The 18350-nt window shown below is 61.2% G+C and carries 12 protein-coding genes; 3 read left to right on the top strand and 9 right to left on the bottom strand.

What is annotated here, in order from left to right:
* Window positions 1-19: 19 nt before the first annotated feature.
* Window positions 20-253, top strand: coding sequence for a hypothetical protein (locus JZ00_RS14575; RefSeq protein WP_039591427.1), 234 nt, complete (start codon window positions 20-22; stop codon window positions 251-253).
* 130 nt (window positions 254-383) lie between these two features.
* Here JZ00_RS14575 and JZ00_RS14580 read toward each other — a convergent pair whose 3' ends face one another.
* The 9 genes from JZ00_RS14580 to JZ00_RS14615 form a co-directional block, all read right to left on the bottom strand.
* Window positions 384-1004 (bottom strand): flavin reductase family protein, encoded by a 621-nt coding sequence (locus JZ00_RS14580; RefSeq protein ID WP_039591426.1) that lies wholly within the window; start codon window positions 1002-1004, stop codon window positions 384-386.
* Window positions 1005-1212: 208 nt separating this feature from the next.
* Window positions 1213-1662, bottom strand: coding sequence for a hypothetical protein (locus JZ00_RS14585; RefSeq protein WP_039591425.1), 450 nt, complete (start codon window positions 1660-1662; stop codon window positions 1213-1215).
* Between the two features lie 301 nt (window positions 1663-1963).
* Window positions 1964-3283, bottom strand: coding sequence for an MFS transporter (locus tag JZ00_RS14590; RefSeq protein WP_039591424.1), 1320 nt, complete (start codon window positions 3281-3283; stop codon window positions 1964-1966).
* 205 nt (window positions 3284-3488) lie between these two features.
* Window positions 3489-4814: a sigma-54-dependent transcriptional regulator gene (locus JZ00_RS14595; protein ID WP_039591423.1), complete on the bottom strand. Its 1326-nt coding sequence runs from the start codon at window positions 4812-4814 to the stop codon at window positions 3489-3491.
* Window positions 4807-6573, bottom strand: coding sequence for a sensor histidine kinase (locus JZ00_RS14600; RefSeq protein WP_039591422.1), 1767 nt, complete (start codon window positions 6571-6573; stop codon window positions 4807-4809). Before JZ00_RS14600 ends, JZ00_RS14595 begins: the two co-directional genes overlap by 8 nt.
* A complete protein-coding gene (locus tag JZ00_RS31070) occupies window positions 6525-6800 on the bottom strand; it encodes a hypothetical protein (protein ID WP_160300874.1) in 276 nt (91 codons plus the stop codon). Before JZ00_RS31070 ends, JZ00_RS14600 begins: the two co-directional genes overlap by 49 nt.
* A 36-nt stretch (window positions 6801-6836) precedes the next feature.
* A complete protein-coding gene (locus JZ00_RS14605) occupies window positions 6837-9458 on the bottom strand; it encodes an RHS repeat-associated core domain-containing protein (protein ID WP_235433088.1) in 2622 nt (873 codons plus the stop codon).
* Between the two features lie 204 nt (window positions 9459-9662).
* Window positions 9663-14114, bottom strand: a complete 4452-nt coding sequence (locus tag JZ00_RS14610) for a SpvB/TcaC N-terminal domain-containing protein (protein WP_039591420.1) — start codon at window positions 14112-14114, stop codon at window positions 9663-9665.
* A 217-nt stretch (window positions 14115-14331) separates the two neighbouring features.
* The gene (locus JZ00_RS14615; RefSeq protein ID WP_039591419.1) at window positions 14332-15855 is read right to left on the bottom strand and encodes a fumarate hydratase; all 1524 of its coding nucleotides are present in this window, start codon (window positions 15853-15855) and stop codon (window positions 14332-14334) included.
* Between the two features lie 332 nt (window positions 15856-16187).
* Here JZ00_RS14615 and JZ00_RS14620 point away from each other — a divergent pair, with 332 nt between their 5' ends.
* The gene (locus JZ00_RS14620) at window positions 16188-17294 is read left to right on the top strand and encodes a GGDEF domain-containing protein (RefSeq protein ID WP_039591417.1); all 1107 of its coding nucleotides are present in this window, start codon (window positions 16188-16190) and stop codon (window positions 17292-17294) included.
* Window positions 17287-18234 carry an iron-sulfur-binding ferredoxin reductase gene (locus JZ00_RS14625; RefSeq protein ID WP_039591416.1) on the top strand — a complete coding sequence of 316 codons (948 nt, stop codon included), beginning with the start codon at window positions 17287-17289 and terminating at the stop codon, window positions 18232-18234. Before JZ00_RS14620 ends, JZ00_RS14625 begins: the two co-directional genes overlap by 8 nt.
* The last annotated feature ends 116 nt before the right edge of the window (window positions 18235-18350 follow it).

Raw genomic sequence — 18350 nt, forward strand, 5'->3', positions numbered from 1 at the left:
CATCGCCAGGATGTGCATTATGGCACGCAAAGCCTTTGAAACATTTGAAGCTGTTTCCGCTGTTGTTCCCAAGGAAGGCGGCGGCTATTACGCCGCCATCGCCACCAAGGCCATTGGCAGTGCCGAGAAGCCGCGTTTCAATAAAGTGCTCGAAGAGCAGACATTCGAAACCGCCGCCAAGGCCGATGAAGCGGCTGCCGTTCAGTTGACTCACCTGCAGGGCGTCGAAGAGGACGGCGGGTTGGTCTGGTAATCAGCATTTCGTGGATTGCTTTTGTGGCGAGGGGATTTATCCCCGCTGGGCTGCGCAGCGCCCCCTTTTTGGTGGGCGCTGCGCACCCAGGCGGGAGCAAGCTCCCTCGCCACAGGAATCGCGCTGATCCTTACTTTGGGCGGTGCATCCTGAACAACGCCTCCGGCCCCAACTGGAAATAATCCGCCGGCCCGCCGCCGCGCAAGATCGGTTCGGCGGCGGCGGTATCGTAGACCCCGTCTTTCAACAGCCATTGGGCGATATGCACGGCGACCACTTCGCCGAGGATCAGCCAGCTCGGCACCAGCCCTTTGTCCGCCCGCTGCAACTGAATGATCTGGGTGACCTTGCACTCGAAGGACACCGGGCTCTCGGCCACGCGTGGTACCTGGATCACTCGCGAAGCCGCCGTCGTCAAACCCGCCAACTCGAACTCATTGACCTCTGGCGCGACCATCGCGCAGCTCTGGTTCATTTGCTCGGCCAAGGGGCGCGTGGCCAGGTTCCAGGCGAACTCGCCGGTCTGTTCGATGTTGTTCAGGCTGTCTTTGCGCCCGACGCTGGAGAAACCGATGATCGGCGGAACGTAGTTGAAGGCGTTGAAGAAACTGTAGGGCGCCAGGTTCAGGCGGCCTTCGGCATCCTGGGACGAAATCCAACCTATTGGCCGTGGGCCGACGATGGCGTTGAACGGGTCGTGGGGCAGGCCGTGGCCGTTGGCGGGTTCGTAGAAATGGATGTCGTCGGGCATGGCTGGAGAACGTCCTGCGGTGGGGTTTCAAGGGAATCGAGGATAGTGCAGGGCCCCGCCGTTTTTGTCAGCACCCTGGAGCCCGCTCCCACAGTGGATTTAGTAGTCAGGCAAATCGTGCTCCGCTGTTATCGCTGTGCTGGTTTCACATGCGCCATAAATAACTAAGCCCGGCCGAAGCCGGGCTGTGAGAGTGCCTTCGTGGTTGTTAGCTGATGGCGGCGCCGTTGGTACGATCGAAGCCATCTTCAGCGACGGTGTTGCCGTTGGTGCGATCGAAGCCATCTTCAGCGACGGTGTTGCCGTTGGTGCGATCGAAGCCATCTTCAGCGACGGTGTTGCCGTTGGTGCGGTCGAAGCCATCTTCAGCGACGGTGTTGCCGTTGGTACGATCGAAGCCATCTTCAGCGACGGTGTTGCCGTTGGTGCGGTCGAAGCCATCTTCAGCGACGGTGTTGCCGTTGGTGCGGTCGAAGCCATCTTCAGCGACGGTAGCGCCGTTAGTGCGATCGAAACCATCAGCGGCGAGGGTGGCAGCGCCGGTGCGCTCATAACCATCGGCGGCGATGGCCGAGCTGGTGCGGTCGAAACCGTCGGCGGCGAAGGTGTTGGCGGCCAGTACGGAGAGGGTCAGGGCGATGATCAGTTTGGTTTTCATGGTCGTGCTCCAGAATGTTTGGCGTTAAGTGCCTTGGGTGTGGAATTCATATTACGCTCGTTAAACTGATTAAAAAGCGCAAAAAAACGCTAAAAACAATCGATAAAATAGATTTATTGGCGGCTGTCACTGAACGGTCAATGAGGCCATCACCGGCGTATCGAAGGTGCGTTCTGTTGAGGATGAGGATGCAGGCCAGGCATTAACCAGAGATTAATCTCGGATAAATCCTTGGACATGCAGAACGAAAAAAGGGGCGAACCTGTCAGGTTCGCCCCTTTATGTTTGTGCGACTGGGAAATCAGTCGGTCACGATCCGCGAATGCTTGCGGGTGTCTTTCATGGTGATGTACACCAACAACGACACGGCGATACAGGCTGTCACGTACCAGTAGTAGCCGGTTTCCATGCCGATGCTCTTGAACCACAGCGCGATGTATTCAGCGGTGCCGCCGAAGATCGACACCGTCAGTGCGTAAGGCAGGCCGACGCCCAGGGCGCGGATTTCGGTGGGGAACAATTCGGCCTTCACCACGGCGTTGATCGAGGTGTAGCCGCTGACGATGATCAGCGCGGCCATGATGAGGAAGAACGCACCCCACCAGGTCTCGATGGTGTGCAGCGTGGTGAGGATCGGCACGGTGAACAGCGTGCCCAGGATACCGAAGGCAATCAGGATCGGCCTGCGACCGATCTTGTCCGAGAGCCCACCGATGACCGGTTGCAGGCACATGAACAGGAACAGCGTGGCGGCGGAAATAGTGGTGGAGTCGGAGATGCTCATGCCGACTGTGTTCACCAGGTATTTCTGCATGTAGGTGGTGTAGGTGTAGAACGCCAGCGTGCCGCCCATGGTCAGGCCGACCACGGTCAACAATTCCTTGGGATGGCGCATCAAGGTGCGCATGGCGCTTTCCTTGGCTTTTTCCTTCTTGGTAAACGACTCGGTTTCTTCCATGCCGCGACGCAGGTACAGCGCCACGACCGCACACAGCGCGCCGATGGCGAACGGGATGCGCCAGCCCCAGGCATACAGTTGTTCAGTGGTCAGGAACTGTTGCAACACGATCAGCACGCCAAGGGCGATGAGCTGGCCGGAAATCAGCGTCACGTACTGGAAGCTGGAGAAGAAACCACGACGTTCCTTGGTCGCCATTTCACTCAGGTAGGTTGCCGAAGTGCCGTACTCGCCACCCACCGACAGGCCCTGGAGCAAGCGGGCGAACACCAGCAGGATCGGCGCGCCGACGCCGATGGTTTCGTAGCTCGGGCTCAAGGCGATGATCAGCGAGCCGAAGCACATCAGGTACACCGAGGCCATCAACGCACGTTTACGACCGGCGCGGTCAGCGTACAGGCCCATCAACCAGCCGCCGATCGGGCGCATCAGGAAGCCGACGGCGAAGATCGCGGCGGTATTGAGCAATTGGGCGGTGGTGTCGCCCTTGGGGAAAAAGACTTTGGCGAAGTACAACGAGAAAGCGGCGTAGACGTACCAGTCGTACCACTCGACCATGTTGCCGACCGAGCCGCTGAAGATCGATTTGATCCGGCTGGCGGTGGTTCTTTCACGGGCGGGCACGGCAGCCGACCCGATGGGCAGGGCGTTGGAGTTATCCATTGAAGGATCCTTCGTTTAATTGTTTTTGTGGAGCGCGTGTGGACGCAGCCTGCCAGGGCTATAGCAGGAGCTGTGCCAGGTGGCGGAAGGCCGGTCTAGAGGGGGTTGTCGCGTTTGGTGAGCGGAAATCCGCTTATTGCGGGTGGCGGTGTGGGCGGGCATCCGCTCATGTCGATCGTTCCCACGCGGAGCTTGGGAACGATGCTTACAAAAACATCTCTCGACTCAACCCATGCCGCTGCATCTTTTCATTGAAGGTGCGGCGTGGCAGTTGCAGTTCCTCGAGCACGGCTTTCACATCGCCTTTGTGCCGAGTCAGGGCGGCGCGCAGGCATTGGGCTTCGAAGGCTTCCTGCTGGGCTGCGAGGGACTGGCCCGGCTCCGTCTCCAGGACGGGCAGTTGATCCAGGCCCAACACCTGGCGCTCGGCGACGTTGGCCAATTCACGCACGTTGCCCGGCCAGTCGTGGCTGAGCAGATGGCTCAGTTGCGGGCCGTTCAAGGGCGCGGCGGGGCGGCCCAGGCGTTCGGCGGCGCTGTGGGTGAAGTGCTCGAACAGCAGCGGAATATCCTCGCGGCGCTCGCGCAAGGGTGGCAGGCGCAGCTCGGCGATGTTCAGGCGATAGGCCAAGTCTTCGCGAAAACGCCCGGCCCGGGCTTCGTCCAGCAAGTCGGGCTTGGTCGCGGCGATAATGCGCAGGTCCACGTTGATGCTCTGGTTGGAACCCAGGCGTTCGAGTTTCTTTTCCTGCAGCACGCGCAGCAGCTTGGCCTGCTGGGCCAAGGGCATGCTTTCGATTTCGTCGAGGAACAGCGTGCCGCCGTCGGCGTATTCGAGCTTGCCGATGCGCTTGCCCTGGGCTCCGGTGAAGGCGCCGCTTTCATGGCCGAACAGTTCGGCTTCGAACAGCGGTTCGGGGATGGCCGCGCAGTTCAGTGCCACGAAGGGCTTGCTCGTCCTCGGGCCGAAGTCGTGCAGGCAACGGGCAACCAATTCCTTGCCGCTGCCGGTTTCACCGCGGATCAACACGTTGACCGGCAGCGTCGCCAGGTCCAGCACCTGACGTCGCAGGTTCTGCAATGCACGGGAGACGCCGAGCAGGGTGGCGTCGAGCTTCGCCCGGGCATCGGCCTGTTCGTGCAGCCGGCGGTTTTCCAGGACCAGGAAACGCTTGTCCAGTGCCCGGCGCAAGCCGCCCAGCAACGCTTCAGGGCTGAACGGCTTTTCGAGGAAATCATAGGCCCCGTCGCGCATGGCCTCCACGGCCATCGGCACGTCGCCGTGACCGGTCAGCAAGATCACCGGCAGGTCCGGATCACGCCTGCGTACTTCGGCCAGCAACTCCAGGCCGCCCAGCCCAGGCATGCGCACGTCGCTGAGGATCACGCCAGGAAAATTTTCCGGCAGCTTCGCCAGGCAATCCTCGGCGCGACTGAACAATTGCACCCGGAACCCGGACAGGCTCAGCCATTGCTCGACCGCCGTGCGGATGCTGTTCTCGTCATCGACGACTATGACCGAATCAAGCATGCAGTTGCGCCTCCTGATCGATGGGCAAGGTCACGCACAATACCGCACCGTTTTCATGGTTGTCCGCCGTCAGCCGTCCGCCGGATTCATGGATGATTGCAAAGGAAACCGCCAGGCCGAGGCCGAGGCCATCGCCCACCGCCTTGGTGGTGAAGAAGGGGTCGAACACTTGCGCCAGATGTTCTTCGGCGATTCCGGTGCCGCTGTCGCTGACGGTCAGGCGCCACAATTGTTCATCGGCTTGCAGGCGCACTTCAAGGCGCTTGAGCGGCTGTTCGAGCATGGCGTCGAGGGCGTTGCGCAGGAGGTTGATCAACACCTGTTCGAGGCGGATGGCGTCGCCGCGGACCCATGCCGGACGGGTCAGGTGCAAGACGGTGCTGACGTTTTCGTCCCGCAGGCGCGTCTCCAGCAGTTGCAGCGCCTGGTCCACCACCGCCGCGAGGTCGAGGCGTTCGCGCAGACCGCTGGGGCTTTTGCGCGCGAAGGTCTTCAGGTGGCCGGTGAGGGCGGCCATGCGCGTCAGCATATCGTCCACCGGCTTGAGGGCTTTGTACGCATCGTCGATCCGGCCGTGATCGAGCAGCAGGCGCAGGGTCGCCAGTTGCATGCGCTGGGCGGTCAAGGGCTGGTTGATCTCATGGGCCAGCGCCGCCGACATCTGCCCCAACGCCGCCAGCTTGGCCGATTGCACCAGGCCGTCTTGGGCGGTGCGCAGTTCACGGGTGCGTTCGTCCACCAAGCGTTCGAGTTCCTGGCGGCTGCGCTGGCGCAGTTTTGCCAGGCGCCAGCGCTGGTTGAGAAACAACAGCAGGAACACCAGGGCCAGCCACAACCCGGCGGCGGCGAGCCCGGCGTTGCGCAGGTCTTCGAAGGCGATCTGTGGACGGCGCAGCAAGTGGAGCGTCCAGCCTTCGCTCGTCAACGGCAGGGACTCCCAGAGATATTCCTGCGGGCCATCGGGTGCCTCGACCCGGGTCAGATGACTGTTTTCGTCAAAGCGCCGCAGCGGATCGAAGGCCAAGGGTTGTAACGGTTGCTTGTCGTATTGGCGCGTGGCCTGGAGTTCGGCGCGATCGTTGTCGGTCAAGGGCTGTAGATGGCGGTAGCGCCAGCCGGGCCGATTGGCGATGAAAATGATCCCCCGCGCATCGCTGACCAACAGCGTGTCGCTGCCCTGGCGCCATTCGCGCTCCAGCTCCGGGAACTCCAGCTTAACTACCATGGCGCCAAGGAACTGGCCATTGTCGTCGGTCACCGCACTGGACAAAAAATAGCCGGGGATGCCGCTGGTTACGCCCACCGCATAAAACCGCCCGGTGCCCTGGGTGCGGGTCTGGAGGAAATAGGGACGGAAACCATAATTGTGCCCGACATAGCTGCTGGGCAACTTCCAGTTGCTCGCCGCTACGGCCAGGCCTGTGTGGTCCAGCAACTCCAACGTCGAGGACTGCGCGGCGCCGTTGATCTTTTCCAGCTTGCGGTTCAAGACATCCTGCTGCGCTGGGCTGACCGGTCCCTTGAGGGCGTCACGCAGCTGCGGGTCCAGCGCCAGCACGGCGGGCAGGGCGCGGTAGCGTTCGATCAGGGTGTGCAACGAATTGGCGTACAGCGCCAGTTGCTGGCTCGCGCGGCTGGCGTCTTCCTCCAGGGCCGTACGTTCGGCGTGGCGCAGGGCGAGGGTGGCGGCAACGGCTGCGCCAGCAAGTATCAGGACGATGGCAAGAGACAGGCGCAAGGGGCGTGACATTGCTGGCATGGATAAGTCGGGACCGGGCTGAGACGGGCACGATAGCACGCGGCCCTGCTGAGCGTGACGATACTCGGACGGTGTAAGAACCGCTGGTTGCCATGGGCATCGAACAATGCATTGAAATCCGGCTCGGGATCGCCTTCTTTCCAGCGCACGCTTCGGTTGCTGTCGAGGTCGATGCGCATGTCTTGGGTGTGACTATTGCCTTCGCGAATATGGCGCAAGCGGGTCACAGAACCTGCCAGGTCTGACAGGGCTTCGATGCGAGGCTACCTGAGCATGCTCTGCGTCTGTTTCAGATGGCCGATGGCAGCCTCCATCCCTCTTCTAAGGCCTCGGCGGGTGATTCCGTTCGAAGGACCCACCATCTTCTCCAGCGGCACATAGGTGTTGATCGCTTCGAGGCCTGCGTCATCGAAAAGCTTGTCGACAACGGCCATCTCTTCGTTCAATAGGTTGATCAGACCGTTGATGTATTGATCCGCCAAGTCGATTTTTTCCTCGGTGAGCGCGCGACCCGCCCCAATGATTTCATGAACTATTTCAATGGCACCCATTGCCGTTTTCACCATGGCTGAAATTTCGCTGCCGCCTGCGGTAGCCGAGGCTTTCAATGCAGTAGACGTGCCGGTATTGACGCCTTCCTTGGTTAATTTCCATAGGCCCTTTTTTGTGGGAGATGCTGTGGCGTCGATGAGGTCAGCGCCTTTTTTTCTGACATACTCCAAGGAATCCATCACGTGATATTCCCCCTTTTTCACAATTCGAATCGGGTCCAATTTCTTGCTTTTGAATTTAACGGAGGCACCTATTCCTGCATTTTCCAAGGCGTAGTCCAGGCCAATGCTGACGGCTTTGGTCACGGTGAAGCCAATGATGGCGCCTAACGCCGTGCCACCTGGGCCCGCCACACTGCCGAACGCCGCCCCTGCAATGCCCATCCCGATACCCACGCCATAGCTGGCCCCCTGCGCAGCAAGGTGACTGCCGATACGCCTCGTCGACGACCTGAAAAGGGCCGATCCTGAGCGATGGTTGGCCAGTTGTGTTTGAGCGTCGATAGCTCTGCGCGTGGACATTTTGAGAATGTCAGTAAACCGGGCCACGCCGATGGATAATTTGAGTTTTGCGTTGTGTTGAAGCTGTCTCTCCTTTGCTGCCGCCTTTCTCATGTCTCTCTGCGCTGGCGTCTCTACCTTGAGCAGTCGCATCAGCCCGCCATCATCGGCATAAGTCGTCGGGTTATTGGCGACGAACCCATAAAGGTTCAAGCCGTCGACATCCCCCGCCGGATCGGCACTGATCCAGCGCTGCAACCATGGTGCGTAGTAGCGCGCGCCGAAGTGGTACAGACCGCTGGCGTCCAATTCCTTGCCCGAATAGCGGATCGTCTTGTAGCCGACCTCTATGAGCGAACGACCGGCCCGCCAGGCAGTGCCGCCGAAGGGGTAATAAAATTCGAGGCTAATCAATTCGCCGTGGCGGTCCAGCTCCAAGGTGCAGGAACCATGGGGCTCATCGAGGCTGAAGCGCAACTGATCAGCCTCGATCCCGCCAGGTTGACCAGCCTCCCAATGCAGGCAGCGAACACTGCCGTAAGCCAGCTCCAGGCTTATGACATGCAATATTTCGCCGCCGTTGGACGTGTGTAGTTCAAGTCCATCCAGATAACGTGTTTCCTGGACCGTTGTGATCGTCGTGTGGGTTTTGCCGACCCGTTCACCTTGGCTGTAGAGGTAGGTTTCCTCATCGTCGCCCAAACCGCTGTCGCGCTTGATCATGGTGACGCGGCTGAGTTGGTCGCGGGAGTTCCAGGCAAGCGGTGGCGTACCGGCCTGCAAGAATGATTGGTTGCCGTGAGCGTCGAACAATGTGTCGAAATCCGGGTTCGGATCGCCGCCTGCCCAGCGCATGCCCCGATTGCTGTTGGGATCAATGCGCATGATTCGCGTGTGGTTGTTGCCGTCGCGAATATGGCGTAGACGGGTCAGGTTGTTGCCGCTGTCATATTCATATTGTTGGGAGTAGTTAAAGCGAGGGCCCGGATCGATGGGAATGATTGGCGTGGGCAAACCGGGTTGCAGGTGCGGTGCCTGGCCCTCGAAGCCGCTGGCGCCGACCAGGCGATAGAGCGAGTCGTAAGTGAATTCGCGATGGCCATCCACCCGTTGGTTGGCAAAATGGACGGTGGCGACGGTGCGGTCATCAATGCGCACTACATTGCCGACGAGATCGTAAAGGTAGGTCAGGTCCTGGCGCAGGTCTGCACCCGGCTTTCCTGCCTGAAACGTGCACAGCCGACCGTCCACCGGATCATGGACCCATCGACTGCTTACACCGTTGGCGGTGTCCTGGCGCTCAATCTGGCCGGCGGCGTTGTAGTGAGCCGCCAGCATGATCGGTTGCGGTGCGGCATCCAACTTGAGCTGCAAGTCCACTGCCTTGAGCTGCCCGGCCACGTCCAGGCGTAAATGCTGGCGATGACCACCTGCATCGGTCTGGCTGACCGGTGCGCCGAAGGCATCCAGGATCCGCTCGGTCGCATGGACGCTGGAGTCGGTAAACGTGCGGGCCTGACGCAGGGGCAAGCCCGCCAGGCCATAGCTGTCGCAACGCAACGTGCCTGACGGATCGACTTGTTCCAACAATTGTCCGCGCAAGTTGTGGCCGGCGTCTTGAGCGGCGTCGCCATAGGTGAAGGTTTCGACATTCAAGTCGCTGTTCTCGTCCAGGGCCACCGGGCGCAACTGGCTATCATGATGGACGCGCCATCGATTGCCGCGCGCGTCCCAGTGCAGCAGGGGGGCGCCAGCCAGCCCCGGTAATATCAAGCGCCAGCCGGCATCGACACTGTCGATATGCAGCGGCTCGCCCTGGAGATCGTAGATCATGGACTGGTTGGGTCTCGGGGCATGCCCGAACAGCCGTGGATCCCATTGTTCGGCGAGGCGCCCGGCCCCATCGAAGTGTTGACGGGCGATCAGGGCGACAGCAGGAGCCGAAGCTTGACTACGCAGATAGCCGATTTGCCGCACGGGCAGGCCACGCCCATCGACTGCGACAATGTCCGGCGTACGAGCGTGGACATTGGTCATTCAACCCTCCGGCAGTGCGCCCGTCCGTGGCGGGGCCGTATCGTTGTAATCATGATCACACTGATACCAAGGGTGGTAGACCTGCCACGCTTCATCGCCCCTGGCATTGACGATCTTGACCAGGCGCCCCGGCGGGTCGTAGAACTGCTGGTCGTGATAACCGTGCTCGCGCAGTGACGCGTCGTTGATGTAGTGCCAGGCATTGGCGAAGTAGGGGCGATAGACCCGGGTGACCAGGCCCTTGTTGTTGTACTCGACCCGTTCGCTGACGCGCCAGCGCGGGTCGGCTTCAAGTTGTACTGGCTTGCCATCCTCGCCAAGCTGCAAGGTGCCATCCTCCGCCACGGCATAGGCTTTTCCGGGTTCGACCAACTGCTTGCTTTGCAGGGGGCGACCAAAGCCATCGATTGCGCTCAGGGCGATGCGGATCTGCTGCAAGGGATCGTCCGGGTAGCGATCGGCGCTTAGCACGACACTGTGAGCCGGTTCCCGGGCCGCTGCCTGGATCAGCGCCCAGAGCTGTTCCTCATCGGCGCTCCGGGCTTTGTTTTGGGCCAGGCGAACCCGCGCCGAGGCCCGGATGTGACCACTGGGCAGCAGGTATCGGGCAGCGATCCAGCCGTCACGTTGTGTCGATGACACTTGAGCGGGCGCAAGCAAGCCCATCCAGCTCAGATACTCGACGCGCACGGCGCTGGCGATCCTGTCCAGGGTTGCCTTGGGGTTCGCTATGGCGTAGGCCGGTGACAGGTCTTCAGGAGGCAGATGATCCTCGATGGCACCGAAGCCCACCGGAACACCGTTTTCGGTGCCGTGGAACGTCACGCCCAACGGCACGCCCTTCGGTCCGTACAGCGCTTGCTGGATGTTCTCGTTGGCATCAATGATTTTGCGCGGCAACAGCGAGTGATAGTCGTATTCGACGTGGGTGGTACAACCGTCCGGGAGCCGTACGGCGGTGGCCATCAAATGAAACTCGTCGTAACTGACCGAGGTGATGCCGTGGCTCCGGGTCTCTTGTAATTGGCTGATGCCGAAGAAGCCTTCCAGCGACAGGTATTGGGGAAAACCGATTTTCTTGGACCAGAGATTTCGGGCCTCGTCCTTTTTCGAATCTTCAAGCAGGAACAGCGCCATGGGCTCGAAGCCGATCGTTTCCAGTTGTTCGCGAATGTCGAACGGTTCAGGCACCACGTCGTAGGCGCTCAACGCCTGCTCGTCGAATTCGGCGATTTCCAACGGGCCGCGCAGGGCCTGGAACAGGATCTTGTCCGACGCGTCATGCTCGTACGCCTGTTCTTCGAGGGCGATCAATACCCGGGCGGTTGTCCATGACTCCGAGCTCTGGTGCTCGACGAAATGTTCGTAGCTGACCTGTTCCGGGCGCAGCCCATCCGGGAGTGTGCCTTTGGCGCGTTGCAGTCCGTTGGTCCGGGCGCGCCAGGGCAGGCCCAGTCGTTGGCGTTGTCCTTCTTCATCGATGAGCTGTATATATTCGGCGCGGCTTTCAGTCAGGTGATACACCTGCTGCTGTTCGTCATGGGCATCGCCCCACCAGATGTTGTCGTACTCATCATCGAAGGGTGGCGCATCGTCCGCAGTGAGGCGGCGGGCGTAATGGACGACGAAACCGTGAGTGAGTTGACCATAGTTGTTCCAGCCCAGACTGATGGTGTGTTGGGCTTGCGGGTCGTTGATGAAGCCATCGTACTGGTAGCTGACCGCTTCCAGCGCCAACACCAGCAAGCTCTTCTGGTTGGCATGAGGTTGGCGCAACAGGTAGCGTTGTTGCGTCACGGTGTACGGCTCGAGCATGTCGATCGATTCGGCGTGATGGGCCTCGCTGCGCAGTACGTGGCCAGCCAAGGCATAGGCCATTTCCCGGGCGGTCTCGGGGTCGAGATCGAGGATTTCGTCAGCGCTATCCAGATCATGGAATCGGGTCAGGAGCGTGGGCCCCAACGGTGGGGCGTCGGGGTCGCCTTCGAAGCAGTCTTTAAGGGGCTGGTCGATACTCCGTCCGGTGTGGAACCACGTCTTGACCAGCACCGGAGCGGTAAAATTCTCGTCTGTTTCGCTGGGGGGCATTTCGCTGTCGAGCTGATATAACCGACCAAAGCCGCGGAACTCGCGGTGATAGCTGTCGTAGTCGCCTTCGAAATAACCGAAGTACTGGGTCAGGCAGTTACCGGTGATCTCATCGAGCTGTTGCTGGCGCGTCACCAGTGACAAGGCCATGGGCAGGTAGCAATCCAATGGTTCGTCGTTCGCCACACGCTGTGCTTTTTCATCCAGCCAGAACTGCGCACTGCTGCGGTACGCCAGGGTGCTGCTGCAACCCATGTTGTTGTTCGTGGCGCTGAGCAGGTAAGGCCGCGCCGTGACGAAATCGTAGCGCCAGTGCCTGGGTTTCATATCCGGCGTGGCATGGGGCACGCTCAGGATCAGGCTCGCACAACCCAAGCCTTGCAGGTCGGCCAGGGTGACTTGGCAGAGACTGTCATAGCGCAGGCCATCGGGCCAGGGCACCCGCAACGCCACCTGATCCAGGCCATTGCCACCGTGGTTCAGGTAGATTTCAAAGCAATCGCTTTTCAGATAAATCAACGCCGGCGCCCCGGAGCCATCCAGATCGGCGATCCGCACCCGATCGACATCGAACTCGTCGTATTGGAAGGGCAGGGCACTCATGACAAAACCTTCGCCGAAACGCCCATGCCCGAGGTTGGGCCAACACTTGATTTCGTTGAAGCGGATGCGGCACAGCTCGGTGGTGTCGCTCCCCAACAGATTGCTGAACAGCACCAGTTCGCTGCGCACATCGCTGAACAGTGGCAGGGTGCTGTCCGGTTCATGGGCAACGTCCACACCCGCGGCGAACCCCTCTTCGCGAAGGTTTGCGTAGAGCCGCACGCTTTTGGGTCCGATCATGGCCAGCGAGCGCAATCCATCGCCGATCAGGTCGCCCAACTGTGCGGCCGGGTGCAGGAACTCCGTGGGGAAGCGCTTGAAGTCGGTGAACGTAGACCAACTGCGGTCCGGATTCAGTGTGTAAAAACCGTACATGCCGGGTTGGGCGATGACCCAATTGAGCCGGCCGCTGCCGGTCAGGTCGGTAAGCAACTGCATGGCCACCGAGTTATCGGCGGCGACAGGAATGCTCGGCAGCAGTGACCAAGGGCCGTAGCCGATGGCCTCGCTGTCACCCTCCGTGGCGCGTTCAGGCTCGCGGTAATACCAGCCATTGCTGTAACGGCACAAAAAACCGGGCACCCCTTCTCCGTAAAGGTCGACACACTGGTAGCGCAGGCCGTCTTCCAGGGCGGGCATGGTCTCCAGGGCAAAAAACGCCTTGGGTTCGAGGTCAGGTTCGAAGTCGGGGTAGTGGAGTTCTATCGGTGCGGAGTACTCGAACCGATCCTCGGCATCCCAGTCTTGATAATGGGCAGCGGTCAACAGGCTATAGCCCAGCTTCGTCGGTGTGTATTCCAGCAACAGTCGCCGCACGAGGGCCGGTTCGGCGTCGGCAGGGAAGCGATGAAACATCAGCACCTGATGACACAGTCGCCGTGTCCCTGTTTCAAAACCGTACCGGTACGCGTGGAATGGGTCCTCGCGCAGCAGCCAGGCGTCTTCGTCGACAGCTGTCCATCCGGGTTTTCCGTCGAGCTGGAGGGTACGCTGGCCGTAGTCGAACAAAAGATGAAAGTGCCAGTCCCGGTCGGCCGGGTCCTCTTCTTCGAAGCAATAGAAGGTTTCGCTGGCCGTGGCGTTGCCATAGCACACCCGGATCAGGTATCGCTGGGCGCTGTAGTCATGGGGGCCGTCGGAAGGAGCCGGGTCTGCCGCATACTCGTAATAGATGTGCTCGCCCAATGGGCTGACTTCCTCCAACAACAGCCATTCGGTAATGCGTAGGGCGTTCTTGGGGTCGGCGATGCGCGATTTGTCGCTGTGGCCATAGCAATACAAGTTCCCGTTACTGCCTTGTACTCGCCAGAACGAAGGCTGGCCGCCGTCGGGCATCCACAGCTCGTAAATGTCGAATGTACTTTCCACCCTGGGGTAATAGCGCACCACCGTATAGGTCATTTCGCTTCGCCCCGGGAGCGTGCGCGTCACATGTGTCCCGTGGTCGGGCCAACGATCCACTCCGTCGGGGCCCACCATGACATCGTCTTCCTGGTAATGCGGCACGCCTTTGCTGGTTTTACGAGCGATGCTGGGAATCGGCAGTTGCATGCCAATACCGAACGTGCCGTTGCCGCTCTGGCTGTTGTATTGCAGAACCAGGCCCGGTGTCAGGTGACGGGCGCTCGACACGGGCAGGGGTAACTCAAACGAGGCTGCGCCCCGCGTACCCACCGGACCGAGGCTGTTGCCGATCGTTGCGATTGACGCGCCGCCAGCGATGGTGGGCGTGATGATCTGGAGGGGTGCTTGCTCTGCCATGCTTTTTATCCCTTGACCCGCGCCAGGCCTGATTCCTGGCCACGATGAGAATGCCAAGGGCGAGCTGGGATGTAACCTGTCAGATCTGACAGGTCGATGGGTACATCCGATAAACGGTTTTCCCCCGCCGGGTCAGCAGGGAACCGGACACATGTTCAAAAAAAAAGGCCGGTGAGCTTGTCGCCCACCGGCCTTCTTCAGAGCGCTGGAGTGCCTGTTACTGCACTTCCACCGCCAGGCTTTCGCTGATCTTCTGCTGCCAGATCGCCGGGCCGGTGATGTGCACCGACTCGCCCTTGCTGTCGACCGCAACGGTCACCGGCATGTCCTTGACCTCGAACTCGTAGATCGCTTCCATCCCCAGTTCGGCGAACGCCAGGACCTTGGATTTCTTGATCGCCTGGGCCACCAGGTAAGCAGCACCGCCTACGGCCATCAGGTACACGGCCTTGTTGTCCTTGATCGCTTCGATCGCGGTCGGGCCGCGCTCGGATTTGCCGATCATGCCCAACAGGCCGGTCTGTTCGAGGATCTGGCGGGTGAATTTGTCCATCCGCGTGGCGGTGGTCGGACCGGCCGGGCCGACCACTTCGTCACCCACCGGGTCGACCGGGCCGACGTAGTAGATGAAGCGGCCCTTGAGGTCCACCGGCAGGGTTTCGCCCTTGTTCAGCATTTCGACCATGCGCTTGTGCGCCGCGTCGCGGCCGGTGAGCATCTTGCCGTTGAGCAGCACGGTTTCGCCCGGTTTCCAGCTCTGCACGTCTTCTGGGGTCAGGGTGTCGAGGTTCACGCGACGGGCCGATGGGCCGGCTTCCCAGACGATTTCCGGGTAGGCGTCCAGCGGTGGCGCCTCCAGCGAGGCCGGGCCGGTGCCGTCGAGCACGAAGTGGGCGTGACGGGTGGCGGCGCAGTTGGGGATCATGCACACCGGCAGGGACGCGGCGTGGGTCGGGTAGTCCATGATCTTCACGTCGAGCACGGTGGTCAGGCCACCCAGGCCCTGGGCGCCGATGCCCAATTGGTTGACCTTCTCGAACAGCTCCAGGCGCATCTCTTCGATACGGTTTTGCGGGCCGCGGGCCTTGAGCTCATGGATGTCGATGGATTCCATCAAGACTTCCTTGGCCATGACCGCGGCTTTCTCGGCGGTGCCGCCGATGCCGATGCCGAGCATGCCCGGTGGGCACCAGCCGGCACCCATGGTCGGAACGGTCTTCAGGACCCAGTCGACGATGGAGTCGGAGGGGTTGAGCATGGCCATCTTCGACTTGTTCTCGGAACCGCCGCCCTTGGCCGCCACGTCCACTTCCACGGTGTTGCCCGGGACGATGGAGTAGTGGATGACCGCCGGGGTGTTGTCCTTGGTGTTTTTGCGCGCGCCTGCCGGGTCGGCGAGGATCGATGCGCGCAGGACGTTTTCCGGCAGGTTGTAGGCGCGACGCACGCCCTCGTTGATCATGTCGTCCAGGCTCATGGTCGCGCCATCCCAGCGCACGTCCATGCCCACGCGCACGAACACGGTCACGATGCCGGTGTCCTGGCAGATCGGCCGATGGCCGGTTGCGCACATGCGCGAGTTGATCAGGATCTGTGCCATGGAGTCACGGGCCGCCGGCGATTCTTCACGCAGGTAGGCTTCGTGCATCGCCTGGATGAAATCCACGGGGTGGTAGTAGGAAATGAACTGCAGGGCGTCGGCAACGCTCTGAATCAGGTCGTCTTGCTTGATCACGGTCATGAGTCGCGCTCCTCTCTAAGACGGGAACATTCAATAAGGTGCCGTCCGCATGGGTGCATCGGTCGACGGACGGCACCTCTTAAGGCACGCCGGGCATGCTGGCGCGACGCTAAAAAGGCGCGGCAGTATATCGCAGGCTGGGAACACTGTGGGAGCGAGCTGCCTTTGTGGCGAGGAGCATCCAAAAACTGCGTCGATCTGGGCCATTGCTTTGACGCCATTTTTCTGATCCAGAATTGAATGGTCATTTGTCGAACACGCCACTAAAGTGGCGTCTGGCCTGTAGCGTAGGACCGTTCTGTCAGTTCCCCTTTCCCATGGTGAGTCACCGATTGACCCATAACGCCATTCAACGTCTTTTGCTTAAACGTTTCGCCCTCGCAGCCACGACTTATGCACTGGCGCTGGTGTTGCTGTGGCTGGCGTTCTTCAGCGGCCATTACCTCGACTCGTTGCGTGGCGTCGTCATCGGCACGCTGTTGGTGGTGTTGTGCCAGGCTGGCTTGTTCGCACTGTTCATTACCGACCGCAACCTGCGCTTCGCCGACCCCAGCCTTACGGAAGTACAAGTCTGGATCGGCCTTGGCTGGCAGACCTGGATGATGGCGCACCTGGACCAGGCCCGCGGCGTGTTCCTGGTGTTCTATGTGCTGATCCTGCTGTTCGGGCTGTTCCACCTGACGCGGCGGGCCTTCGTGCGCTGTGCGACGCTGGTGTTCATCAGCTTTACCGGGATCACCCTGTGGGATGGTTATTTCTTCCAGCTTCCCGATCCGACGTTGGCCGGCTTGCAAGTGTGCGTGTTGTTCATCGTGCTGGTGTGGTTGGTGCTGTATGCCCGCTATGTCCAGACCTCGCGCCAACGCATGCGCCAGCGCCGGTTTGCATTGCAGGCGCACCAGGACACGTTGCGCGGCATGATGCGCCAGCTCGAAGACCTAGTGGCGACCGACGAACTGACCGGCCTGTTCAATCGCCGCCATTTCCTGCGCCTGGCGAGCCGTGAACTCAATACCCTCAGGCCCGGTGTCGCCCATGGCCTGGCCTTGATCGACCTGGACCACTTCAAGCGCATCAACGATTTGCACGGCCATGCCGCGGGCGACCAGGTGCTCCAGGCCTTTGCCGGCGTCGCCACGGCCTGCCTGCGCGAAGGTGACGTGCTGGCCCGATACGGTGGCGAAGAGTTCGTCATGTTGCTGCCGGCCTGCGACCCTTCCCGGCTGACGGTCTGTTGCGAGCGCTTGCGGTTGGCGTTCACCGAAGTTGAGCTGATCGACCTGCCGGTCGGTAACCTTAGCCTGTCGGTGGGCATGACGATGTTGGAAATGGGCGATGACCTGGACAGCGCCTTGCAGCGCGCCGACCAGGCCTTGTACCGTGCCAAGCGAGACGGCCGCAATCGTTGTGCCGCCGCTTGGGAGAATGTCGATGCCTGAGTTGAAAGTCGCAGGCCAGCAGTGGTCGGTGACGGTGGGCAGTAACCTGTTGGATGCGTTGAACCAGGCTGGCGTGGCGGTGCCCTACAGTTGCCGTGCCGGCAGTTGCCATGCGTGCCTGGTGCAATGCCTGAGCGGCGACGTGCGCGACAGCCGACCCGACGCCCTGGCCCCGGCGCAGCGCGATCAAGGCTGGCGCCTGGCGTGCCAATGCCAGGTAGTCGAAGACGTCCACATTCATACCTTCGACCCGCAACGCGACGGCCAGGCCGCCGAGGTCGCGGCGGTGGATTGGCTGGGCGCCGACGTGCTGCGCCTGCGCCTCATCCCGGAACGACCGTTGCGCTATCGGGCCGGACAACACCTGGTGTTGTGGGCCGGTGATGTCGCCCGGCCGTATTCCCTGGCGAGCCTGCCCGAGGAAGACCGCTTCCTGGAGTTTCACCTGGATTGCCGCGCGCCCGGGCAGTTCATCGATGCGGCGCGGCAACTGGAGGCCGGCAGTCCGATCCGCCTCGGTGAACTGCGCGGCGGGGCGCTGCATTACGATCCCGACTGGCATGAAAAGCCGCTATGGCTGCTGGCCTCCGGTACGGGCCTTGGGCCGTTGTTTGGCATCTTGCGCGAAGCGTTGCGCCAGCAGCATCAAGGTGAGATTCGGTTGATTCATGTGGCGCGCGATGCTGCGGGGCACTACCTGGACAAACCCCTGGCGGCATTGGCGGCCAAGCATTCGAACTTGAGCGTCGAGTTGCTGACCATCGCCGAAGCCACGGGCGCCCTCGCGCAACTGCGCCTGGCTTCGCGCCAGACCCAGGCGCTGCTCTGTGGTCATCCGGATTGGGTCGAGGCGTTTGCCAAGCGCTTGTACCTGGCGGGGTTGCCACGCAATCAGTTGCTGGCGGATGTGTTTCTTACCCGGGATAAATCTGCCGGCTGATCCATCGCTTTCTCGAGCCTGCTCGCGAACGCGACAGTCCAAACACACCGCTTTCCAAAGCCAGAAACCAAAAAGCCCCGCCATTCACATGGCGGGGCTTTTGTTTTCAGCAGCCG

This window comes from Pseudomonas frederiksbergensis (assembly GCF_000802155.2).
Lineage (GTDB): Bacteria > Pseudomonadota > Gammaproteobacteria > Pseudomonadales > Pseudomonadaceae > Aquipseudomonas > Aquipseudomonas frederiksbergensis_A.